General features: G+C 72.6%; 20 protein-coding genes. 14 read left to right on the forward strand and 6 right to left on the reverse strand.

Features of this window, described 5'->3' with window-relative positions:
- The first annotated feature begins 13 nt into the window (after positions 1 to 13).
- The 6 genes from K1X13_RS06725 (at position 14) to K1X13_RS06750 (ending at position 8,834) form a co-directional block, all read left to right on the forward strand.
- Positions 14 to 1,702 (forward strand): L-aspartate oxidase, encoded by a 1,689-nt coding sequence (locus tag K1X13_RS06725; protein ID WP_221024177.1) that lies wholly within the window; start codon positions 14 to 16, stop codon positions 1,700 to 1,702.
- Complete coding sequence (nadC, locus tag K1X13_RS06730; protein ID WP_221024178.1) at positions 1,699 to 2,682, forward strand: carboxylating nicotinate-nucleotide diphosphorylase; 984 nt, start codon at positions 1,699 to 1,701, stop codon at positions 2,680 to 2,682. The genes K1X13_RS06725 and nadC overlap by 4 nt, the downstream gene beginning before the upstream one ends.
- A complete protein-coding gene (locus K1X13_RS06735) occupies positions 2,682 to 3,458 on the forward strand; it encodes a type III pantothenate kinase (protein ID WP_221024179.1) in 777 nt (258 codons plus the stop codon). Before nadC ends, K1X13_RS06735 begins: the two co-directional genes overlap by 1 nt.
- A gap of 27 nt (positions 3,459 to 3,485) precedes the next feature.
- Positions 3,486 to 5,015, forward strand: a complete 1,530-nt coding sequence (gene lysS / locus K1X13_RS06740) for a lysine--tRNA ligase (RefSeq protein ID WP_221024180.1) — start codon at positions 3,486 to 3,488, stop codon at positions 5,013 to 5,015.
- Positions 5,016 to 5,771: 756 nt separating this feature from the next.
- Positions 5,772 to 6,107: a histone-like nucleoid-structuring protein Lsr2 gene (locus K1X13_RS06745; RefSeq protein WP_221024181.1), complete on the forward strand. Its 336-nt coding sequence runs from the start codon at positions 5,772 to 5,774 to the stop codon at positions 6,105 to 6,107.
- A gap of 219 nt (positions 6,108 to 6,326) precedes the next feature.
- Complete coding sequence (locus tag K1X13_RS06750; RefSeq protein WP_221024182.1) at positions 6,327 to 8,834, forward strand: ATP-dependent Clp protease ATP-binding subunit; 2,508 nt, start codon at positions 6,327 to 6,329, stop codon at positions 8,832 to 8,834.
- A 118-nt stretch (positions 8,835 to 8,952) separates the two neighbouring features.
- On the opposite strand, the gene K1X13_RS06755 is transcribed toward K1X13_RS06750, so the two are convergent.
- On the reverse strand, positions 8,953 to 9,840 hold the full coding sequence (locus K1X13_RS06755; RefSeq protein ID WP_221024183.1) for an HhH-GPD family protein: 888 nt from the start codon (positions 9,838 to 9,840) through the stop codon (positions 8,953 to 8,955).
- 89 nt (positions 9,841 to 9,929) lie between these two features.
- Between K1X13_RS06755 and K1X13_RS06760 the strand changes: the two genes are divergently transcribed.
- Positions 9,930 to 10,649, forward strand: a complete 720-nt coding sequence (locus K1X13_RS06760) for a hypothetical protein (protein ID WP_221024184.1) — start codon at positions 9,930 to 9,932, stop codon at positions 10,647 to 10,649.
- Between the two features lie 42 nt (positions 10,650 to 10,691).
- On the opposite strand, the gene disA is transcribed toward K1X13_RS06760, so the two are convergent.
- Positions 10,692 to 11,777, reverse strand: a complete 1,086-nt coding sequence (disA, locus tag K1X13_RS06765) for a DNA integrity scanning diadenylate cyclase DisA (protein ID WP_221024185.1) — start codon at positions 11,775 to 11,777, stop codon at positions 10,692 to 10,694.
- A gap of 88 nt (positions 11,778 to 11,865) precedes the next feature.
- Positions 11,866 to 13,335 carry a DNA repair protein RadA gene (gene radA, locus K1X13_RS06770; RefSeq protein ID WP_221024186.1) on the reverse strand — a complete coding sequence of 490 codons (1,470 nt, stop codon included), beginning with the start codon at positions 13,333 to 13,335 and terminating at the stop codon, positions 11,866 to 11,868.
- Between the two features lie 150 nt (positions 13,336 to 13,485).
- Here radA and K1X13_RS06775 point away from each other — a divergent pair, with 150 nt between their 5' ends.
- Positions 13,486 to 14,532 (forward strand): LacI family DNA-binding transcriptional regulator, encoded by a 1,047-nt coding sequence (locus K1X13_RS06775; RefSeq protein ID WP_221024187.1) that lies wholly within the window; start codon positions 13,486 to 13,488, stop codon positions 14,530 to 14,532.
- Positions 14,533 to 14,545: 13 nt separating this feature from the next.
- Here K1X13_RS06775 and K1X13_RS06780 read toward each other — a convergent pair whose 3' ends face one another.
- On the reverse strand, positions 14,546 to 15,241 hold the full coding sequence (locus tag K1X13_RS06780; protein ID WP_225914537.1) for a class I SAM-dependent methyltransferase: 696 nt from the start codon (positions 15,239 to 15,241) through the stop codon (positions 14,546 to 14,548).
- Positions 15,228 to 15,863, reverse strand: coding sequence for a VOC family protein (locus K1X13_RS06785; RefSeq protein ID WP_221024188.1), 636 nt, complete (start codon positions 15,861 to 15,863; stop codon positions 15,228 to 15,230). Before K1X13_RS06785 ends, K1X13_RS06780 begins: the two co-directional genes overlap by 14 nt.
- 154 nt (positions 15,864 to 16,017) lie before the next feature.
- On the opposite strand from K1X13_RS06785, the gene K1X13_RS06790 reads away from it, so the two are divergent.
- Complete coding sequence (locus K1X13_RS06790) at positions 16,018 to 18,102, forward strand: elongation factor G-like protein EF-G2 (RefSeq protein WP_221024189.1); 2,085 nt, start codon at positions 16,018 to 16,020, stop codon at positions 18,100 to 18,102.
- A gap of 49 nt (positions 18,103 to 18,151) precedes the next feature.
- On the opposite strand, the gene K1X13_RS06795 is transcribed toward K1X13_RS06790, so the two are convergent.
- Positions 18,152 to 18,895, reverse strand: coding sequence for a DUF3109 family protein (locus K1X13_RS06795; protein ID WP_221024190.1), 744 nt, complete (start codon positions 18,893 to 18,895; stop codon positions 18,152 to 18,154).
- A 38-nt stretch (positions 18,896 to 18,933) separates the two neighbouring features.
- Here K1X13_RS06795 and K1X13_RS06800 point away from each other — a divergent pair, with 38 nt between their 5' ends.
- Genes K1X13_RS06800 through K1X13_RS06820 form a run of 5 tightly spaced genes read left to right on the forward strand, consistent with a single transcriptional unit; the run spans position 18,934 to position 23,161 of the window.
- Entirely contained in the window at positions 18,934 to 19,869 is a 936-nt protein-coding gene (locus K1X13_RS06800) for a Ppx/GppA family phosphatase (protein WP_221024191.1), read from the forward strand.
- 13 nt (positions 19,870 to 19,882) lie between these two features.
- Positions 19,883 to 20,716, forward strand: coding sequence for a sugar phosphate isomerase/epimerase family protein (locus K1X13_RS06805; protein ID WP_308249433.1), 834 nt, complete (start codon positions 19,883 to 19,885; stop codon positions 20,714 to 20,716).
- A complete protein-coding gene (locus tag K1X13_RS06810; RefSeq protein ID WP_221024192.1) occupies positions 20,713 to 21,426 on the forward strand; it encodes an ABC transporter ATP-binding protein in 714 nt (237 codons plus the stop codon). Before K1X13_RS06805 ends, K1X13_RS06810 begins: the two co-directional genes overlap by 4 nt.
- The gene (locus K1X13_RS06815) at positions 21,423 to 22,175 is read left to right on the forward strand and encodes an ABC transporter permease (RefSeq protein ID WP_221024193.1); all 753 of its coding nucleotides are present in this window, start codon (positions 21,423 to 21,425) and stop codon (positions 22,173 to 22,175) included. Before K1X13_RS06810 ends, K1X13_RS06815 begins: the two co-directional genes overlap by 4 nt.
- 56 nt (positions 22,176 to 22,231) lie before the next feature.
- Positions 22,232 to 23,161, forward strand: coding sequence for a proline dehydrogenase family protein (locus tag K1X13_RS06820; RefSeq protein ID WP_221024194.1), 930 nt, complete (start codon positions 22,232 to 22,234; stop codon positions 23,159 to 23,161).
- The last annotated feature ends 10 nt before the right edge of the window (positions 23,162 to 23,171 follow it).

A 23,171-nucleotide genomic window follows, 5' to 3' on the forward strand; every position in this document is an offset into this window, starting at 1 on the left:
GCGACCGGCGCGCATGAGGACCGGGGCCGTCCTCCCAGAACGCCTCGAGGCCCCGCCTCCTGGCTGGACGACGGACGCCGACGTGGTCGTGATCGGCTCCGGCATCGCGGGCCTCAACGGAGCGCTCCGGATCCGCTCGGCCGTGCCCGGCAGCCGGGTCCTCGTGGTCACCAAGGACCTCCTCTCCGCCGGGTCGACCACCTGGGCCCAGGGCGGGATCGCCGCAGCACTCGGGCCGGAGGACACCCCCGAGCAGCACCTGCACGACACCCTGGTCGCCGGTGCCGGCCTCTGCGACGTGGAGGCGGTCCGCACCCTCGTCACCGAGGGTCCGGAGGCGGTCCGGGCGCTCATCGACCTGGGCACCGAGTTCGACCAGACCCCCGCCGGCGAGCTGTCGCTCACCCGGGAGGGCGGGCACCTCCGGCGGCGCGTGCTCCACGCGGGGGGCGACGCCACTGGCGCCGAGATCCAGCGCGCCCTGGTGGCGGCGGTGGCCGCAGAACCCGGCATCACGGTCATCGAGCACGCCCTGGCGCTCGACCTCGAGCTGGCCTCCGACGGCGCGGTGGCCGGGGTGACCCTGCATGTGATGGGCGAGGGCCAGGAGGAGGGGGTCGGGGCGGTCCGCTGCCGCGCGGTGGTGCTGGCCAGCGGTGGCATGGGCCAGGTCTACGCGGCGACCACGAACCCGCCGGTCTCCACCGGTGACGGGATGGCCCTCGCGCTGCGGGCGGGGGCGGTCCTGCGGGACCTCGAGTTCGTGCAGTTCCACCCGACCGTGATGTGGCTGGGGGAGGAGTCCTCGGGGCAGCAGCCGCTGATCTCGGAGGCGGTGCGCGGCGAGGGCGCCTTCCTTGTGGACCACGCCGGCGCGCGGATCATGGAGGGCGTCCACCCGCTGGCCGACCTCGCGCCCCGCGACGTCGTGGCCAAGGCGCTCATGCGCCGGATGCGGGAGACCCACCGGCCGCACGTGTGGCTCGACGCGCGGCACTTCGGCGCCGAGAAGTGGGCCAGCCGCTTCCCGACCGTCCTCGCCTCCTGCCGCGACCACGGGATCGACCCGGTCACCGACCTGATCCCCGTGGCACCGGCCTGCCACTACGCGTCGGGCGGGGTCGCGACCGACCTCGACGGCCGGTCCTCGGTCCCGGGGCTCTACGCCTGCGGGGAGGTGGCCTGCTCCGGGGTCCACGGCGCGAACCGGCTGGCGTCGAACTCCCTGCTCGAGGGGCTGGTGTTCTCCCGGCGGATCGCCGCCGCCGTGGCGCGCGACCTCCCGCCCGCCCAGGAGCCGGCCGCCGACCGCCGTACCCGGGGGCTGGTGCCCGCGGTCGTCGCTTCCGCGGTGCAGGACGTCATGACGCGGTACGCCGGGGTGCTCCGCTCCGACGAGGGGCTGCGCGAGGCCGCGCGGGACCTCGGGGGGCTCGCGGTGACGCCGGAGGGCTCGACCCCCGGGACCGCGTCCTGGCGGGCCACGAACCTGCTCACGGTGGCGAGCGCGCTCGTCGAGGCCGCGCGGACCCGGGAGGAGACGCGGGGTTCGCACTGGCGCGAGGACTTCCCCGAGACCGACGACGCGGCCTGGTCCGGGCACCTCGACGTCCGCATGGAGCCCGGCGGCCGGCTGTGCCTGGACTACCTGCCCGGGACGGAGCCCCCGCCCCGGGCCCCCATGGCAGGATCGCGACCGTGACCATCGCCCGCACGCCGTTCCCCGACCTGCCCACGGCGCTGGTCACCGAGCTCGCCGACGCCGGGCTCGACCCGCGCAGGGTGTACGACGACGTGGTGGCCGCGGTCGACGAGGACCTGCCGGGCGACGACGTCACCACGGAGGCCACCGTCCCCGCCGACAGCGTGGCCTGGGCCGACCTCGTGGCGCGCGCCGACGGGACCGTGTGCGGCACCGCGGTCGCCGAGCTCGTGCTCCGCTTCGTCGCCGGGGACGACCTCGGGGTCGAGCGGCGGGTCCGCGACGGCGAGCGGGTCGCCCGCGGCGACGTCGTGCTGAGCGTGCACGGCCCGGTCGGCCTGCTGCTCACCGCCGAGCGCACCGCGCTGAACTACCTGGGCCACCTGTCCGGGGTCGCCACGGCCACCGCGACCTGGGTCCGCGCCCTCGCCGACACCGCCGCGCAGGTGCGCGACACCCGCAAGACCGTCCCGCACCTGCGGGCCCTCGAGAAGTACGCCGTGCGCTGCGGCGGCGGGGTGAACCACCGCGGCTCGCTGTCGGACCAGGCACTGGTCAAGGACAACCACGTGCTCGCCGCCGGCGGGGCGGTGGAGGCGTTCGAGGCGGTACGGCGCCGCTACCCGACCGTCCCGGTGCAGATCGAGGTGACCTCGCTGGAGCAGCTCACCGACCTGCTCGCGGCCGGCGCCGACTCGGTGCTGCTCGACAACATGGACTGCGACGAGATGCGCGAGGCCGTGGCGGTCAACGCCGGGCGCGCGAAGCTCGAGGCGTCCGGCGGGCTCACCATCGAGCGCGCCCGCGAGGTCGCCCTGACCGGGGTCGACTACCTCGCGGTGGGCGCGCTGACCCACTCCGCGCGGGTGCTCGACATCGCGATGGACCTGCGCGTCGGCACGGGGCGCCCGGACGCGGGGCGCCCGGACGCGGGTCCCTCGGGCGCCGGCGGCGCGGCCGCCGTACCCGGGGAGGCCTGATGCTGCTCTGCGCCGACATCGGCAACAGCCACACCACCTTCGGCCTGCTCGAGGGCGGCGACGTCCTCGACCACTGGCGGGTGGCCACCGACGAGCGCCGGACCGCCGACGAGTGGGCGGTGCTGATCAAGAGCCTGCTCGCCGACTCCGCGGTGCCCGGGGCGCTGCGCGGCGTCGCGGTCTGCTCCACGGTCCCGTCGGTCCTGCACGAGTGGCGCGAGATGCTGCGCGGCTACTTCGGCGACGTCCCGCACGTCGTGGTCGAGCCCGGTGTGCGCACCGGGGTGCCGGTGCTGATGGACAACCCGCGCGAGGTCGGCTCGGACCGGATCATCAACGCGCTCGCCGCCGCCCACCTGTACGACGGCCCGTCGATCGTCGTCGACTTCGGCACCGCCACCACCTTCGACGTGGTGAGCGCGAAGGGGGAGTACGTCGGCGGCGCGATCGCGCCCGGCATCGAGATCTCGCTCGAGGCCCTCGGCCGCCGCGGTGCGCAGCTGCGGTCGGTCGAGCTGCTCCGGCCGCGCAGCGTGATCGCGAAGAACACCGTCGAGGCCCTCCAGTCCGGGGTGCTCTACGGCTTCGCCAGCCAGGTCGACGGGATCGTGACCCGGATGGTCGCCGAGCTGCGCCGCGACCTCGCCGACGTCACCGTGATCGCCACCGGCGGGCTCGCCCCGCTCGTGGTCGAGGAGTGCGCCACCTTTACCGAGCACCAGCCCTGGCTCACCCTGCTCGGCCTCGAGCTCGTGTTCACCCGCAACCAGACCTGACCCGCCCACCGCTTAGGCTTGGGCACCATGACCGACCAGACGCCAGCCGTGTCCGCTGCCTCCGAGGAGGAGTCCCTCCCCGAGCAGATGCGGGTGCGGCGGGAGAAGCGCGAGCGTCTGATCGAGGCGGGCCGCAGCGCGTACCCGCTGACCGTCGAGCGCAGCCACACCCTCACCGAGATCCGCGAGAAGTTCGACCCCCTGATGGAGCGGGGCGAGCTCGCGCCGGACACCCGCACCGGTGACCAGGTGGCCATCGCGGGCCGCGTGATCTTCCTCCGCAACACCGGCAAGCTCTGCTTCGTCCGCCTCCGTGAGGGCAACGGCACCGAGCTCCAGGTCATGCTCTCCCTCGCCGACGTCGGCCAGGAGCAGCTCGACGAGTTCAAGCACCTCGTCGACATCGGCGACCTGGTCGCGGTGCAGGGCGAGGTGATCACCAGCCGCCGCGGCGAGCTGTCCGTGCAGGTCGCCGCCTGGCAGATGGTCGCCAAGACGCTGCGCCCGCTCCCGAACGAGTACAAGCCCCTCTCCGACGAGGCCCGGGTCCGGCTCCGCTACGTCGACATGATCGTCAACCCCGAGTCCCGGTCGATCGTGCGCACCAAGGCCACCGTCCTGCGCACCCTCCGCTCCGTGCTCGACGGTCAGGACTTCGTCGAGGTCGAGACCCCGGTCCTGCAGCTGACCAACGGCGGTGCGGCGGCGCGTCCGTTCCGTACCCACCTGAACGCCTTCGACCAGCCGATGCTGCTCCGGATCGCGCTCGAGCTCGACCTGAAGAAGGCCATGATCGGCGGCGTCGACCGGGTCTACGAGATCGGCCGGACCTTCCGCAACGAGGGCCTCGACTCCACCCACGCGGCCGAGTTCTCGATGCTCGAGGCCTACCAGGCGTACGGCGACTACAACACGATGGCCGAGCTCACCCGCACGCTCGTGCTCGAGTCGGCGCGCGCGGTCGGCCGCACGGTCATCCCCGCCCGGGACGGGTCCTACATCGACCTCGAGGAGCCGTGGCGTCAGGCGACCCTGTTCGAGCTGGTCTCCGAGCGGCTCGGCGAGGAGGTCGACGTCACCACCTCGCACGAGACCCTGACCAAGTACGCCGACCGCCACGGTGTGGAGCTCCAAGCGCACTGGAACGCCGGGGAGGTCGCGCTGGAGCTCTACGAGAAGCTCGTCGAGCACACGCTGATCAAGCCCACGTTCGTGCGTGACTACCCCGAGTCGGTCCGTCCCCTCGCCAAGCCGCACCGCGAGCACGCGGGCCTCGTCGAGGCGTGGGACCTGATCATCAACGGCATCGAGCTGGCCCCGGCCTACTCCGAGCTCAACGACCCGGTCATCCAGCGCGAGCGCCTCGTGGAGCAGTCGCTGCTCGCCGCCCAGGGCGACCCGGAGGCCATGGAGCTCGACGAGGTCTTCCTCCGGGCCATGGAGTACGGCATGCCTCCCGCCGGCGGGATGGGCATGGGCATCGACCGTCTGGTCATGCTGCTGACCGGCGTCGGGATCCGCGAGTCGATCCTCTTCCCGCTGCTGCGCCCGGAGTGACCGGCCCGGCCGGGGTCGGACGCCGTCCGTTCGGTCCCGTTCGGGTGGTTCGTGGGGGTCGGCGGACCTGACAGGTCCAGACACCTCGCGGGACGAGTCCGGCGGTTTCTCGGCATGCGCCGGCAAGCGGCGTCCCCGCGCGTCTTCCGGGGCGTCCGCGGACGTCCCGGGACGGTCGGAGGGGGAGCCGGTGGGACGGTTCCCCCGGGGGCGCGGGAAACAGCCGGGGGGACCCGCGGGAAACGGCCCGCGCTCGACGGTGCGGACCACGGCGGGGACTCTTCCGCCGCGCTCGTCGTACGAATGCGGACCGTCGAGAAAATAGCGCCGCGATCCGCGTCCGGGTGTCGAAAGCCGCTAAACGCGGGGGTCGACAGCCGCATTCGGCGACAGCCGAAATGTGTACCAGGCAAACAAGGTCGGGCGCTTTCCCGGGCGAGATGTCGTGCAGGAAATCACGACGGTCCGGCGGATCGCCCACACCTGCCCGGGCTCGGCAGCGTGCCCGGCTCCGCACGCCGCAGGGTGATATCCGGTTCGCGGGTCCTCGACGGCGGAGGCGGCACGACGCGGCATTCGGCGAATGCGCTCGCCCGTCGGGTGGACGGCAATCGCGCCGACCCGTCCGACCGGTGGAATGCTGCGGTAATGACCGTCGGCTAATCGTGGAAAGGGTATGTTCATTCCAGCGGATATGTTTTCCGGTACTTCCGTGGAATCGACACCTCGATGATGCAGGAAAGGCCAGGCACAGGAATGGCACAGCGAGTGAACGTAATCCTCGTCGACGACCTCGACGGCAGCGACGCGACCGAGACCGTCACCTTCGGGATCGACGGGGTCGACTACGAGATCGACCTGAACGACGCCCACGCGGCCACGCTGCGCGAGGCCTTCTCCGCCTACGTCGAGGCCGGCCGCCGTGTCGGGGGCCGTCGCCGCAGCAAGGGGCAGCGCGCCTCCGGAGGGGCCGCGGCAGGGGGCACCAGCGCCGCGGACATCCGTGCCTGGGCGCGGGAGAACGGGTACGACGTGCCGGAGCGCGGCCGCGTCTCCGCCGAGGTGCGCGAGGCGTACGCCGCCGCGCACTGAACGCCCGGCTCAAGCCCGCTTCGGCGGGCGTTCGCTCTCAGCGAAGCGTGGAAGCGTCGGAGCGGGGAACACGTAGGCTGGCCGCGGGGTTGACCCATCCGTAGCCAGTTCACACCGGCACAACGGGGCACAGACATCCCTGTCCGTGCGGACTAGAGTGCACGGAATACGGCCCCGCCGAAGCGTCGGCGGTGAGCATGCAAGGAGCGATGGATAGATATGTTCGAGCGGTTCACAGACCGAGCCCGACGGGTGGTCGTCCTGGCGCAGGAAGAAGCCAGGATGCTCAGCCACAACTACATCGGCACCGAGCACATCCTCTTGGGCCTGATCCACGAGGGTGAGGGCGTCGCCGCCAAGGCGCTCGAGAGCCTCGGTATCTCGCTCGAGGCCGTGCGCGCACAGGTCGAGGAGATCATCGGTCAGGGCCAGCAGGCCCCGAGCGGTCACATCCCCTTCACCCCGCGCGCCAAGAAGGTGCTCGAGCTGTCCCTGCGCGAGGCGCTGCAGCTCGGCCACAACTACATCGGCACCGAGCACATCCTGCTCGGCCTGATCCGTGAGGGCGAGGGCGTCGCCGCCCAGGTGCTGGTGAAGCTCGGCGCCGACCTCAACCGGGTGCGCCAGCAGGTCATCCAGCTGCTCTCCGGCTTCCAGGGCAAGGAGACCGCCACCGCCGGCACCGCGCCGGAGGGTGCTCCGTCCTCGTCGCTGGTCCTCGACCAGTTCGGCCGCAACTACACGCAGGCCGCGCGCGAGGGCAAGCTCGACCCGGTCATCGGGCGCGAGAAGGAGATCGAGCGCGTGATGCAGGTGCTCTCGCGCCGGACCAAGAACAACCCGGTCCTCATCGGTGAGCCCGGCGTCGGCAAGACCGCGTGCGTCGAGGGCCTCGCCCAGGCGATCGTGCGCGGCGACGTGCCCGAGACGCTGAAGGACAAGCAGATCTACAGCCTCGACCTCGGCTCGCTGGTCGCCGGCTCCCGCTACCGCGGTGACTTCGAGGAGCGCCTCAAGAAGGTGCTCAAGGAGATCAAGACCCGCGGCGACATCATCCTGTTCATCGACGAGCTGCACACGCTCGTGGGGGCCGGTGCGGCCGAGGGCGCGATCGACGCCGCCTCGATCCTCAAGCCGATGCTCGCCCGCGGCGAGCTGCAGACGATCGGTGCGACGACCCTCGACGAGTACCGCAAGCACCTCGAGAAGGACGCCGCGCTCGAGCGCCGGTTCCAGCCGATCCAGGTGCAGGAGCCCTCGATCGCGCACACGATCGAGATCCTCAAGGGTCTGCGCGACCGCTACGAGGCGCACCACCGGGTGACGATCACCGACGAGGCGCTCGTGGCCGCGGCCACCCTGGCCGACCGCTACGTGTCCGACCGGTTCCTGCCCGACAAGGCGATCGACCTGATCGACGAGGCCGGTTCGCGGCTCCGCATCCGCCGGATGACCGCGCCGCCGGACCTGCGCGAGTTCGACGACAAGATCGCCGACGTACGCCGCCGCAAGGAAGGCGCCATCGACAGCCAGGACTTCGAGGCTGCCGCGTCGCTGCGCGATGAGGAGAAGAAGCTCATCATCGCCAAGAGCGAGCGCGAGAAGCAGTGGAAGGCCGGCGACATGGACGTCGTCGCGGAGGTCGACGAGGAGCTGATCGCCGAGGTGCTCGCCGTGGCGACCGGTATCCCGATCGTGAAGCTCTCCGAGGAGGAGTCCACGCGGCTGCTCAAGATGGAGGACGAGCTGCACAAGCGGGTCATCGGCCAGGAGGAGGCCGTCAAGGCTCTCTCCCGGGCGATCCGTCGTACCCGCGCCGGCCTGAAGGACCCGAAGCGTCCCGGTGGCTCGTTCATCTTCGCCGGTCCGTCCGGCGTCGGTAAGACGTGGCTGTCCAAGACGCTCGCGGAGTTCCTCTTCGGCGACGAGGACGCGCTGATCCAGCTCGACATGTCCGAGTTCAGCGAGAAGCACACCGTCTCGCGGCTGTTCGGCTCGCCTCCCGGCTACGTCGGCTACGAGGAGGGCGGCCAGCTCACCGAGAAGGTGCGCCGCAAGCCGTTCTCGGTCGTGCTGTTCGACGAGGTCGAGAAGGCCCACCCGGACATCTTCAACTCGCTGCTGCAGATCCTCGAGGAAGGTCGCCTGACCGACTCGCAGGGCCGGGTCGTGGACTTCAAGAACACCGTCATCATCATGACCACCAACCTCGGCACCCGCGACATCGCCAAGGGCGTCAACCTCGGCTTCCAGCAGACCGGTGACACGCAGGGCTCGTACGACCGGATGAAGGCCAAGGTGTCGGAGGAGCTCAAGCAGCACTTCCGCCCCGAGTTCCTGAACCGTGTCGACGAGATCATCGTGTTCCCGCCGCTGTCGCAGGAGCAGATCGTGTCGATGGTGGACAACATGATCGGTGCGGTCGAGACCCGGCTCAAGGACCGGGACATGTCGATCGAGCTGACCACCGCGGCGAAGGAGCTGCTGGCCAAGCGCGGGTTCGACCCGGTGCTCGGTGCCCGGCCGCTGCGCCGCACGGTCCAGCGGGAGATCGAGGACGTGCTCGCCGAGAAGATGCTGTACGGCGAGGTCGGCCCCGGTCAGATCGTCCTGGTCGACGTCGAGGGCGAGGGCCCGGAGGCAGGCTTCTCCTTCCAGGGGACGCCGAAGTCCGAGCTGCCCGACCTGCCGCCGATCGAGACCGCGGGCACCGGCGAGCCGGAGTAGGAGTAACCCCGGACTCGCCGCGTCCCGGCGGTACGACGACGCCGAGCCGTCGCATCCCGACCCTTCACAGGGGACGGGTGCGGCGGCTCGGCGCATTTCCCGGTCAGCGGCGGCGGGGTCAGGGGAGGGCGTACGTGTCGGCGGAGAGCCGCGCGACCAGGCCGTCGTGGACCAGGCTGTCCAGGCAGCGCGAGCGTTGTACGGCGTCGCTCCACACGGCCTCCAGCCGGGAGCGGTGCACCGGCTCGTGGGCGTCGCGCAGCACGCCGAGCAGCCGCCCGCGGCACTGCCGGTCGGTGCCCGCCCAGGCCTGGCCGCGCCGGGGCGGCCCGTCGTACGCCGGCATCCCGGCCCGCTGCCACGCGCACAGGTCGGACACCGGGCAGGAACCGCACCGCGGCGTGGCCGCCGTGCAGACCAGGGCGCCGAGCTCCATCACCGCGACCGCCCAGGTGGCCGCGGTCGGCTCGTCGTCGGGCAGCAGCCCGGTGGCGAGGTCCCGCTCGGCGCGGGTGACCGAGGCGCCGGGGAACTCCACGCCGGTGAGGCTGCGCGCGAGGACCCGCCGCACGTTGGTGTCGAGCACGACGTGGCGCTGCCCGAACGCGAAGGAGGCGACCGCGGCCGCGGTGTAGTCGCCGACGCCGGGCAGCGCCCGTAGCTCCTCGAGCGAGGAGGGCACCTCGCCGCCGTGCTCGGTGACGATCGCGGTGGCGGCGCCGTGCAGACGCAGGGCCCGGCGGGGGTAGCCGAGCCGCCCCCACGCGCGTACGGCGTCCCCGGTGGAGGCCGCGGCCAGGCCGGCCGGTGTCGGCCAGGTGTCCATCCACGCGGCGAAGACGGGCAGCACCCGGGCCACCGGGGTCTGCTGGAGCATGAACTCGCTGACCATGACGGCCCACGGGGACGCGTCCGGCTCGCGCCAGGGCAGCACGCGGGCGTGGTCGTCGTACCAGGTCAGCACCCGCTGGTGGAGGCCCGCCGGGCCCTCGGGAAGGTCGGTCATGGTGCCGCGATCGTAGCCAGGACGACCGTCACGCCGCGTGGCCGGTGTGCCTTCCGGGAAGCCCGTCGCCGACTCGTTACGGTGTGCGCATGAGCACGGTGACCAGGCCCAGAGGACCGCTCCCGCGGAGGGTCTACTGGGTGCGACGGCTGCTGGTGCTCGGCATCGCGCTGGCCCTGGTCTTCGGGATCGGTCGGCTGCTCGGCGGCGGCCCGGCGCAGGACGACGACCCCTCGGCGCAGCCCGCCGCGGCGACGGCGAGCTCGGCCACGCCGTCCATGCAGCCCTCCGCGTCCGCGGCGCCGGTCACCCGGGCCGGGAGGAACGACCGGCCGGTCAAGGTGCGCACGCCGCTCGCGGTGCCCACGGGCCCGTGCCTCGACGACGACGTCCGCGTCGTGCCCTCGGTGGACGGCACCGCCTACGCCGGGAACGACGTGACCGTGACCCTGAACCTGTCCACGAGCGACTCGCCCGCCTGCACCTGGGAGGTGTCCCCCGAGTCGGTGGTGGTGAAGCTGACCTCGGGCAGCGACCGGATCTGGTCGACCCAGGACTGCCCGGGCGCGGTGCCTCGCCAGCAGGTGACGCTGCGCCGGGAGAGCACGACCACGGTCGGGGTGGTCTGGTCGGGTCAGCGCTCGGACCCCAGCTGCTCGCGCACCACGTCGTGGGCCGAGCCCGGGTTCTACCACGCCTCCGCTGCGGCGCTCGGCTCCGAGCCGGAGGACCGCCAGTTCCAGCTGGCCGCGCCGCAGCCGGCCACGATCACACCGTCGCCCACCCCGGAGCCGACGACGAGGTCCTGACCGCACCGGGCGGCGGGACGTGGGCGAGCCCTGAGGCCGCGGTCAGACGTAGCGCTCGAGGATGCTGGACTCGGCGAGCCGGGACAGCCCCTCGCGCACGCTGCGGGCGCGGAGCTCGCCGACGCCCTCGACGGCCTGGAGGTCGTCGATCCCGGCGGACAGCAGCTTCTGCAGGCTGCCGAAGTGCTCGACGAGCCGCTCGACGACCGCGCCGGGCAGGCGCGGCACCTTCGCGAGCAGCCGGTAGCCCCGGGGCGTGACCGCGCTGTCGAGGTGCTCGGTGGGGCCGAGCCCGAGCGCACGCGCCACGGCGGCCACGTCGACCAGGTCGGTGGCGTTGAGGCCCTCGAGGGCCGAGAGCACGTCCTCGGGCTTGCGGGCCCGGCGGCCCTGCGGCAGGTAGTCGCGGACCACGAGCTCGCGCTCCATGTCGACCCCGGTGACCAGCTCGTCGAGCTGGAGCGAGAGCAGCCGGCCGTCGCTGCCGAGCTCGAGCACGTAGTCCTCGATCTCGCGGGCGATCCGGGTGACCATCTCGAGCCGCTGGGCGACCACGGCCACGTCGCGCGCGGTGACCAGGTCCTCGATCTCGAGGGCGGAGAGGGTGCTGGAGACCTCGTCCAGGCGGAGCTTGTAGCGCTCCAGGGTGGCGAGGGCCTGGTTCGCGCGGGACAGGATCTGGCCGGAGTCCTCGAGCACGTAGCGGGTGGCGCCGACGTACACCGCGATGATCTGCATCGACTGCGACACCGAGATCACCGGGAAGCCGGTCTGCCGCGCGACCCGGTCGGCGGTGCGGTGCCGGGTGCCGGTCTCCTCGGAGTAGATCGTCGGGTCCGGCATCAGGTGGACCGCGGCGGTGATGATCCGCGAGGCGTCCTTGTCGAGGATGATCGCGCCGTCCATCTTCGCCAGCTCGCGCAGGCCGGTGGCGGTGAACGGCACTTCGAGGGTGAACCCGCCAGTGGAGATGGAGTCGACGGTCTTGTCGTTGCCGAGCACGATCAGCGCGCCGGTGCGCCCGCGCAGGACGCGTTCGAGGCCGTCCCGCAGCGACGTCCCCGGCGCGATGTTGGCCAACGTCGTCCGCAAGCGGAGGTTCTCGTCCGAGCGGTCGTTCGCGGCCACGGTGCTCCCCTGGTAAGTGCCTCTGACGTCGGTCAGTGTAGGCGATCGGGGGCCGTGCGGCCGCCGAGTTCCCCAGGCGTTACCAGGGCTACACCGAGCGGCCGCCGGGCTCCTGGACCAGCCCCAGCCGGGGGCGCTGCGGGGAGGACTCGTTGGGCCGGATCAGCGGGGTCGCGTCGGTCTTGCTGAGGTCGAGCACCCGCAGCGCCGAGTCGATGTCCGGTACGGCGACCACCTGCATGCCCTGCACCTCGCGGACCGAGCCTCCCGCCCGCCCGGAGTCGTTGGGCACGATGGCCGAGCGGAACCCGAGCCGTGCCGCCTCGGCGAGCCGCTGCGGGAGGTCCCGGACCCGGCGCAGCTCACCGGCCAGGCCGAGCTCGCCGATCGCCACCACGTCGGTGGGGATCTCCTTGTCCTTCCAGGCGGAGGCGATCGCGATCGCGGCGGCGAGGTCGCCGGCCGGCTCGGCGATCTTGGCCCCGCCGACCGTGGACAGGAACACGTCGTGGTTGTGCAGCCGGATCCGGGCGCGCTGCGAGAGCACGGCCACGGTCATCGCCACGCGGGCGCCGTCCACGCCCGACGTGGTCCGCCGGGGGCGCTCGGCCGCCGACGGGGTGACCAGCGCCTGCACCTCGGCGAGGATCGGGCGCCGACCCTCCAGGGTCACCGCCACGCAGGTCCCGGGCACCGGCTCGTGGTGCCGCGCGACGAACAGGCCGGCGGGGTCGGTCACCGCGACGATGCCGTCGGCGGAGAGGTCGAAGCAGCCGACCTCGTCGACGGGGCCGAACCGGTTCTTCACCGCGCGCACCATGCGCAGCCGCGAGCTGCGCTCGCCCTCGAAGTGCAGCACGACGTCGACGAGGTGCTCGAGCACCCGTGGCCCGGCGATCGAGCCGTCCTTGGTGACGTGCCCGACGAGGACGGTGGCGATGTTGCGGGTCTTGGCGACCCGGATCAGCGCAGCGGCCACCTCCTTGACCTGGGTGACGCCGCCGGGCACCCCGTCGACGTCGGAGGCGCCGATGGTCTGGACGGAGTCGACGACGAGCAGCGCCGGCTTGACCTGGTCGATGTGGCTGAGGACCGCGCCGAGGTCCGTCTCCGCGGCCAGGAACAGCTCGTCGTGCACGCCGCCGGTGCGGTCCGCGCGCATCCGCACCTGTGAGGCGGACTCCTCGCCGGTGACGTAGAGGGTGCGGGCGCCGCCGCGGGCTGTCTTCGCGGCCACCTCCAGCAGCAGCGTGGACTTCCCGACGCCGGGCTCGCCGGCGAGCAGCACCGCGGCACCCGGCACGAGTCCGCCGCCGAGGACCCGGTCGAGCTCGGGGACGCCGCTGGTGGTCGCGCGGGAGTCCTCGGTGGCCACCTGGCCGATCGGCACCGCCGGCGAGGTCACCGGCCCGGCCGACGTACGCCCCTGGGCAGCGCCGGCCTCGGCGACGCTGCCCCAGGCCTGGCACTCGCCGCAGCGGCCGACCCACTTGCCGGTCTCCCAGCCGCACTCGCTGCAGCGGTAGGTGGTGCGGGGACGCGCGCTCGACTTGGCCATGGCGGTGACGCTATGCCACCGCGCCGACAAACCCGCGCAGATGGCTTCCGGGGCGTCCCGTGAGTCCGGTTGACTCCCGCGAGAGCGGCGGAGATGATGCGAACAGGAATTGGATCGATCCAGATGCACGAGACGGGGAAAGCGGAACCGATGGCGCGACACAGCGGCCCGGCTCCCACGCTGGCCACGGTGGCCGACGTGGCAGGCGTGTCCCGGCAGACGGTCTCCAACGCGCTGAACAGCCCCCACCTGCTGCGTCCCGAGACGCTGGAGCGGGTGCAGCAGGCCATCGACAGCCTCGGCTACTCACCCAACCGCGCGGCCCGCAACCTGCGCACCCGCTCCTCGCACCTGATCGGCCTCCGCGTCGACCCGGCGCTCGAGGGCACCGCCAACGTCACCATGGACCGGTTCCTGCACTCGCTGGTGGAGAGCTCCAAGGACGCCGGGTACCACGTGCTGCTGTTCTCCTCCGAGGGGTACGTCGACGAGGCGACCGTCCACGGCGTGGACCCGGTCGCCGGCTACGAGGACCTGCTCCGCTCCACCGCCGTCGACGCGTTCGTGGTCACCGACACCTACCGGGGCAACCCGCAGGCGGGCTGGCTGGAGTCGCGCGACGCGCCGTTCGTGGCGTTCGGCCGACCGTGGGACGTGCCGGCCGCCACCCACCCCTGGGTGGACGTGGACGGCGCCGCCGGGGTGGCGCTCGCGATCGACCACGTCGTGGAGCGCGGCCACACCCGGATCGCCTGGGTCGGCTGGCAGAAGAACTCGTTCATCGGCGAGGACCGCCGGTCGGGCTGGGTGGAGTCGATGCACGGGCACGGGCTGTCCACGAGCCGGCTCAGCGCCCGCGGCGAGGACACCGTCGCGTTCGGCCGCCGCGCCGCGCTCGCGCTGCTCGAGACCGAGCGGCCGACCGCGTTCGTGTGCGTGAGCGACACCGTGGCCATGGGCGTGCTGCACGCGCTGCAGGAGTCCGACCTCCGGCCGGGCCGCGACATCGCCGTGGTCGGCTTCGACGACTCGGTGGCCGCGCAGGTCGTCCCGCCCGGGCTGACCTCGGTGCGCCAGCCGCTCGAGCAGGTGGCGCGGGAGATCGTGAACCTGCTCGGCCAGCGCCTCTCGCACAAGCCGATCGAGCAGCCCGGCCGGCTGCTCTCGCCCACGCTGACCGTGCGCTCCTCCAGCTGACTCCGGGAGACGGTCAGTACCGGCGCCACCACAGGTTGACCGCGTAGTCCACGGTCAGCCCCTCGTGGCCGGCGAGCGCCCGGTCGGCGACCTGAGGCGGCAGCTCGATGCGTACGACGGACTCCAGGTCGTCCCTGCGGTCGAAGCGCCACTCGACGTCGAGCGGGACCCGAGACCACCCCTGCACCGACCAGAACCGCTCCACGGCGTCCGGGTCGTAGGTGGGGTGGGCCTGCCGGAACCAGCAGCCGAACGTGCTGCGCCCGGCGTCGTTGTCGACCACGAACCCGACGCCCCCGCGCCGTACGACCCGGTCGAGCTCGCGGAGCCCCGGCTCGCAGCCGGGTCCGAAGAAGTAGGCCCAGCGCGCGTGGACCACGTCGACGCTCGCGTCGGCCACCGGCAGCCGCTGCGCGGCCCCCTGCTCGACCCGGACGGTGGCCAGCCGCGCGGTGCGGCGGCGGGCGAGCGCGACGAGGTCGGGGTTCGGCTCGACGCCCACGACGCCGTGGGCGTCCTCGGCCCAGCGGGGGAGGTGGAACCCGGTGCCGCAGCCGACGTCGAGCAGGTCACGGCCCGCCCAGTCCCCGATCTCCCGCATGGCGGCCTCGATGCGCCGCTCGGGGTCGACGCAGCGGTTCTCCAGCTCGTAGACCGCGGGGTGGTTCCAGATGTTGGGGCTGGGGATCGCCCCGTCAGATGCGGACAACGCCGTCCGCGGTGGCGAACTGCGCGGCCACGATGCCCGGCGTGCCGTGCGGGGCGACCCAGTCGACCTCGACGTCCTCGAGCGGGTCGGCGGTGTCGCCGAGCCACTGGCGCACGCGCGCGGGGTCGCCGGCGATCTCGAGCCGGTCGAGGTGCAGCCTGCCGCTGGCGCCGGCGCTGGGGTGCTGGTCGGCCGGGGACTCCCACTGCACGAAGAACGGCAGCTGCGGGTCGGACTGCAGGCCGGTCACGCCGATCTGGCGCCACCGGAGCTCGACCCCGTCGGGACGGTGCCGGTTGCCCTGCGCGGACTCGCGGCCCAGCCGGGACTCGACCGGGGCGATGTCGTCGACGGCGACGACCCAGCCCATCCAGCCGCCGCCGAGCTCGGACCGCGCCCGCACGGCCTGGCCGAACGGCGCCTTGTCCGAGGCCGGGTGGTCGAGGACCTCGACGACCTCGAGGTAGGTCCCGGCGCTGAGCGGGAGCACGACGTTGCGCGTACCGAAGCGCGGGTGGATACCGCCGTCGCGGAACTCCTCGCCGAGGAGCTCACCGATGCGGCGAGCGGTGCTGACGAGTCCGTCCGGTCCGGCGGCGAACGAGAGGTGGTCCAGGCGCATGTCAAGCATTCTCACCAATGATCTGGGGCACCCTGACGGCGGGGTCCGATTACGGACGGTGCGGCCCGTCCGCGGCCACGGTCCTTCGGCCCCTTGTGCGTGACCTCACATCGGGTGAAGGGTGAGGTCAGGCAGCATCCACGAGGAGGTAGACGTGGCAGGCAGGAGCAGCGGGAACCAGCCGAACGGAGACGCGCCCACCGCCGGCGCCAGACCAGACGCGATCCGGAACGTGGTCCTGGTGGGCCCGGCCGGGTCGGGCAAGACCACCCTCGTCGAGGCGCTGCTCGTCTCGGCCGGCGTGCTCAACAGACCCGGGTCGGTCGCCGAGGGGACCACGGTCAGCGACCACGACGACGCGGAGATCCGGCAGCAGCGGTCGGTGGGCCTCGCGCTCGCCCCCCTGGTCCACGACGGCGTGAAGGTCAACCTCCTCGACACCCCCGGCTACGCCGACTACGTGGGCGAGGTCCGGGCCGGGCTGCGGGCCGCCGACTGCGCGATGTTCGTGGTCGCCGCCAACGAGGGCGTGGACGAGGCCACCCGCCAGCTGTGGCGGGAGTGCGCCCAGGTGGCCATGCCGCGAGTGGTCGTGGTGACCAAGCTCGACCACGCCCGCGCGGACTACGCGGCGGTCGTCGCGGGCGCGCAGCAGTCGTTCGGGGACAAGGTCCTGCCGGTCTACCTGCACGAGGGCGACGACGTGGTGGGCCTGCTCACCGGCGACGACCCGGCCCACGAGGAGGAGCGGGGCGCCCTGATCGAGGGCGTGATCGAGGAGTCCGAGGACGAGACGCTGATGGAGCGGTACGTCGGCGGGGAGGCCGTCGACCGGGACCTCCTGGTGCAGGACCTCGAGCGGGCGGTCGCGCGCGGCTCCTTCTTCCCGGTGCTGCCGGTGTGCTCCACGACCGGGGTCGGCACGCGCGAGCTGCTCGACATGGTGGTGGCCGGGTTCCCCTCGCCGCTGGAGCACCCGTTGCCGGAGGTGTTCACCCCCGAGGGCAGGCCGGGCCCGGCGCTCGCCTGCGACCCCGACGGGCCGCTGGTCGCCGAGGTGGTCAAGACGACCTCCGACCCGTACGTCGGCAGGCTCAGCCTGGTCCGCGTCTTCTCGGGGACGGTCCGTCCCGACTCGACGGTGCACGTCTCGGGCCACTTCACCTCGTTCTTCGGGGCCGACACCACGCACGAGGACCACGACGAGGACGAGCGGGTCGGCGCGCTCTCCGCCCCGCTCGGCAAGCAGCAGCGGCCGGCGGCGCTGGCGGTGGCGGGCGACCTGTGCGCGATCGGGCGGCTGAGCCGCGCCGAGACCGGGGACACCCTCTCGGACAAGGACACCCCGCTGGTGCTGCGCCCGTGGTCGATGCCGGAGCCGCTGCTCCCGGTGGCGGTCGAGGCGCACGCGAAGGCCGACGAGGACAAGCTCTCCCAGGGCCTTCAGCGGCTCGCCGCCGAGGACCCGACGCTGCGGGTCGAGCACAACGCCGAGACCCACCAGATCGTGCTGTGGTGCATGGGGGAGGCACACGCCGACGTCCTCCTCGACCGGCTCGGGTCACGCTTCGGCGCGACCGTGGACCAGGTGCCGCTGCGGGTGCCGCTGCGCGAGACCTTCGCCGGGCTCGCCAAGGGCCACGGCCGGCACGTGAAGCAGTCCGGCGGGCACGGGCAGTACGCGGTGTGCGACATCGAGGTGGAGCCGCTCCCCGAGGGCAGCGGCCTGGAGTTCGTGGACAAGGTGGTCGGCGGCGCCGTACCCCGGCAGTTCATCCCCAGCGTGGAGAAGGGGGTGCGCGCGCAGATGGAGCGCGGGGTGTCCCGCGGCTACCCGGTGGTGGACATCAAGGTGACGCTGACCGACGGCAAGTCGCACAGCGTCGACTCCTCGGACATGTCCTTCCAGACCGCGGGCGCGCTGGCGCTGCGGGAGGCCGCCGCGGCGACGAAGGTGGCCCTGCTGGAGCCGGTCGACGAGGTCGCCGTGCTCGTGCCGGACGACCTGGTCGGCTCCGTGATGAGCGACCTGTCCGGACGGCGCGGGAGGGTCCTCGGCAGCGAGCCCGCCGGGGACGAGCGCACCCTGGTGCGCGCCGAGGTGCCGCAGGTGGAGATCGTCCGGTACGCCGTGGACCTCCGCTCGTTCTCGCACGGCGCTGCCACCTTCACCCGCCGGTTCGCGCGCTACGAGCCGATGCCCGACAACGTCGCCCAGCGGGTCCTCGCCGAGACCTGACCGTCGCGGGCCGGACCCGCGTCACGCCGTGTCTCGTCGCGCGGCAGGGTCAGTGCGGGTCGGCGGGGTGGAGCGCGAGGGCGGAGCGTGAGCGCAGGTGCGCCTCGCAGTGCCGGACCAGCTCGTCGTACGCCGGCTGCCCCATCAGCTCGACGAGCTCGGGGCCGTTGGAGACGTAGACCGGCTCCGGGGCCACGTGCGCCTCGGTGTTGCCGCTGCAGTACCAGTCGAGGTCGTGCCCGCCGGGGCCCCAGCCGCGCCGGTCGTACTCGCCGATGGAGACCTCGGAGTAGGAGGTGCCGTCGGGCAGCTCCACGTCGCGGAAAGTGCGCCGGATCGGCAGCTGCCAGCACACGTCGGGCTTGGTCTCGAGCGGGTGCTTGCCGATCCGCAGCGCGAGCCCGTGCAGGGCACAGCCCTCGCCGCCCTCGAAGCCGGGGCGGTTGAGGAAGATGCAGGCACCCTCGTGGACCGCGGTCTTCCGGTCACCCTCGTCGTCGGTCTCGATCCAGGCGTTCTTGCGGCCGGCGTCGTGGAACTGCCAGTGCTCCCGGTCGAGCATCTTCACGAACGTCCGGACGCGCTTCTCGTCGTCCTCGTCGGAGAAGTGCGCGCCGAGCGTGCAGCAGCCGTCGTCGGGCCGCTCGGCGTAGATGCCGGGGCAGCCCTGGCCGAAGATGCACATCCAGCTCGACGTGAGCCACGTCAGGTCGCAGCGGAACATCTGGTCGTCGTCGGCGGGGTCGCGGAACTCCACCCAGGCGCGGGGAAAGACAAGATCTACCTCTGGCACGGGGCAACAGTACGTGCTGGGCGGGTAACTTCGTCCCCATGAGGCTCGGAGTGCTGGACATCGGTTCGAACACCGGACACCTGCTCGTCGTCGACGCGCACGGGGGCGCCGCGCCGATGGCGGCGTACTCCTACAAGGAGCCGCTCCGGCTCGCCGAGCACCTCGACGCGGACGGGGCGGTCACCCGGGCCGGCATCGACGCCCTCACCGACTTCGTCTCCCACGCCCTGAAGGTCGCCGAGGACAAGGGCTGCGAGGAGATCCTGGGCTTCGCGACCTCCGCGGTCCGGGACTCGGAGAACACCGACGCCGTGCTCGGGCACGTCAAGAAGCGGACCGGGGTGGACATCGGCGTGCTGCCCGGCGAGGACGAGGCCAGGCTGACCTTCCTCGCCGTACGGCGTTGGTTCGGCTGGTCCTCGGGACGGCTCGCGGTCTTCGACATCGGCGGCGGCTCCCTGGAGATCGCGGCGGGGTCCGACGAGGCGCCCGTCGTGGCGCAGTCCCTGCCGCTCGGCGCCGGCCGGCTGACCCGCGAGTGGCTGGCCGAGGACCCGCCGAGCGACGAGACGGTGCGCGAGCTGCGCCGCAAGATCCGCGCCGACATCGCCCGGGACGCGGGGTCGCTGCTGCGCGGCGGACGGCCGGACCACGCGGTCGCCACCTCCAAGACGTTCCGCTCGCTGGCCCGCGTGTGCGGCGCGGCGCCGTCGGGGGAGGGGCTGCTGGTACGGCGGATCCTGCCGGCCGACGTGCTCGCCAAGACGATCCCGCGGCTGGTCTCCATGCCTCGCGACAAGAAGGCCGAGCTCCCGGGCGTCTCGAACGGCCGCGCGCACCAGCTGCTCGCGGGCGCGCTGGTCGCCGACGCGGTGATGGACATCTTCGACCTCGACGAGCTCGAGATCTGCCCGTGGGCGCTGCGCGAGGGCGTCATCCTCGAGCGTCTCGACCAGATCAGCATCCTGGGCTAATACGCTGGGGACCGTGACCGACGCCAGCGCACCACGGGGGCCCCGCCCGGGAGGCCTGGTCGCGCTCTCCACCGCGTCGGTCTACCCCGAGAGCACCGCCACCGGCTTCGCGCTCGCGGCCCGGCTCGGCTACGACGCGGTCGAGGTGATGGTCGGCATCGACCCGGTCAGCCAGGAGGTCGACGCGGTCCGGCACCTGTCGGCCTACCACGAGATCCCGATCTGCGCCGTGCACGCGCCCTGCCTGCTGATCACCCAGCGGGTGTGGGGGACCGAGCCGTGGGCCAAGCTGGAGCGGAGCGCCGAGATGGCGCACGAGGTCGGCGCGGACGTGGTCGTGGTGCACCCGCCGTTCCGCTGGCAGCGCGACTACGCCCGCAACTTCGTGGAGGGCATCGCCGATCTCGAACGGCGTACCGGCATCGCGTTCGCGGTGGAGAACATGTACCCCTGGCGCGCGTCCCGCCGCGAGATGCAGGTGTACGTCCCGGGCTGGAACCCCGCCCACCACGACTACGCCAACGCCACGATCGACCTGTCGCACTCCGCGACGTCGCAGTCCGACGCGGTGGAGATGGCCAGGGCGCTCGGCGACCGGCTGCGCCACATCCACATGACCGACGGCACCGGCTCCGCGAAGGACGAGCACCTGGTGCCGGGCCGCGGCAGCCAGCGGTGCGCGGAGCTGCTCGAGCACCTCGCGCAGAGGGACTTCCGCGGCCACATCGTCCTGGAGATCAACACCCGACGCTCCGGGTCCCGTGAGGCCCGCGAGCTCGACCTGATGGAGGCGCTCGCCTTCGTGCGGCTGAACTTCGCGGCCGCCGAGGACACGGTGCTCCCGTGACGGGGCTGGCCGTGGAGATCCGCGACCTCCACGTCGTACGGGGCGGCCGGCGGGCGGTCGACGGCGTCACCTTCACCGTGCCCACGGGCCAGGTGACCGGCCTTCTCGGGCCGTCCGGCTGCGGCAAGACCAGCCTGATGCGCTGCATCGTCGGCGTGCAGGTCGTCGAGGGGGGCACCGTGAGCGTCGGCGGGATCCCCGCCGGCGCCGCCGAGCTGCGCGACCGGATCGGCTACGTCACCCAGGCACCCAGCGTGTACGACGACCTCACCGTCGAGGAGAACGTCCGGTTCTTCGCGCGGGTGCTCGGCGTGCCAGCCTCCGAGGTGGGTCGCTGCATCGAGGCGGTCGACCTCGCGGACCACCGCACCCAGGTGGCGAGCCGGCTCTCCGGTGGGCAGCTGTCGCGGGTCTCGCTGGCCGTCGCACTGCTCGGCAGCCCGGACCTGCTGGTCCTCGACGAGCCCACGGTCGGGCTCGACCCCGTGCTGCGCCGCGACCTGTGGGGGCTGTTCCACCGGCTCGCCGACGCGGGGACGACGGTGTTCGTCTCCAGCCACGTGATGGACGAGGCCGAGCGCTGCGACCGGCTGCTGCTGATGCGGCAGGGCCGGCTGCTCGCCGACGCCGCCCCCGCGGACCTCCTCGAGAGCACCGGCGCCCGCAGCGTCGAGCACGCCTTCCTCACGATCGTGGACACCGTCTCGTGAGCGCGCGGATCCTGTTCGCCGTCGCGGGCCGGGTGCTCACCCAGCTGCGGCACGACCACCGCACCGCGGCGATGCTGCTCGTGCTGCCCTGCCTGGTGCTGACGCTGCTGTGGTGGATGTTCGACGACCGCGGCTTCGGCTTCGACAACCTAGGGCCGCCGCTGCTCGCGCTGATCCCGTTCATCGTGATGTTCCTGGTCACCTCGGTCACCACCCTGCGGGAGCGCTCCTCGGGCACGCTGGAGCGGCTGCTCGCGATGCCGACCGGGAAGCTCGACCTGCTCGGCGGCTACGCGATCGCCTTCGGGCTCGTCGCCGCGGTGCAGTCGGCGCTCGCGGTGTTCCTCTCGGTCTGGGTCCTCGGGCTCGACATCGCCGGCCCGGTGTGGATGCTCACGGTGGTCGCGGTGGCCGACGCCGTCCTGGGCACCGCGCTCGGCCTGTTCGTCTCCGCGTTCGCGCGCACCGAGTTCCAGGCGGTGCAGTTCATGCCCGCGGTGGTGATCCCCCAGATCCTGCTGTGCGGGCTGTTCATCGAGCGCGCGCTGATGCCGCCGGTGCTCGAGGCCGTGTCGAACGTGCTGCCGCTGTCCTACGCCGTGGACGCGATGACCACCGTGGCCACCACCTCGTCCCCCGGCCTCGGCGGCGTCGACGGCAGCGTGTGGGGCGACCTCGCGGTGGTCGCCGGGTTCGCGGTGGTCTCGCTGGCTCTGGGGGCCGCCACGCTGCGTCGGCGTACGGCGTAGCCTGTGGATGCCGTGGGTGCGACGAGGCGCCCGAGGCGGACACGAGGAGGAGATGGGTGTTACGTCAGCCGCTGCTGTTGCTCGCGCGCAGCACGAAGGTGAAGGACCTGGTCAGCACGATGCCGGTCTCGAGCGGGATCGTGAACCGCTTCGTGCCCGGCGAGACCACCGACGCCGCGGTCACGGCGACGCACGACCTGATCGAGTCGGGTCTGCACGTGACCCTCGACTTCCTCGGTGAGGACACCCTCGACCGCGAGCAGGCCGACCAGACGGTCGCGGCCTACCTCGACCTGCTCTCGTCGCTGTCCGAGCGTGGCCTGGCCCGCAACGCGGAGGTCTCGGTGAAGCTCTCCGCGATCGGGCAGGCGCTGCCCGACGAGGGCGAGAAGGTCGCCCTCGAGAACGCGCGGACGATCTGCCACGCCGCCCGCAACGCCGGCACCACGGTCACCCTCGACATGGAGGACCACACCACCACCGACTCGACGCTCGGGATCCTGCGCGAGCTGCGCAAGGACTTCCCCGAGACCGGCGCGGTGCTCCAGGCCTACCTGCGCCGCACCGAGGCCGACTGCCGCGACCTCGCCTACGAGGGCTCGCGGGTCCGGCTGTGCAAGGGCGCCTACAAGGAGCCGGAGTCGGTCGCCTTCCAGGACCGCGCCGAGGTGGACAAGTCCTACGTGCGCTGCCTCAAGGTGCTGATGGCCGGCCAGGGCTACCCGATGGTCGCCTCGCACGACCCGCGGATGATCGACATCGCCGGCGCGCTGGCCACCCGCTACAACCGCACCCAGGGCTCCTACGAGTACCAGATGCTCTTCGGGATCCGTCCCGACGAGCAGCAGCGGCTCGCGGAGTCCGGCGAGAAGGTGCGGGTCTACCTGCCGTACGGCGGCGAGTGGTACGGCTACCTCATGCGCCGCATGGCCGAGCGCCCCTCCAACCTGCGATTCTTCCTGCGGTCGCTGGTCTCCAAGAGCTGACAGGAGGCGT

Source organism: Nocardioides jiangsuensis (assembly GCF_019679455.1).
Classification (GTDB): domain Bacteria; phylum Actinomycetota; class Actinomycetes; order Propionibacteriales; family Nocardioidaceae; genus Nocardioides_C; species Nocardioides_C jiangsuensis.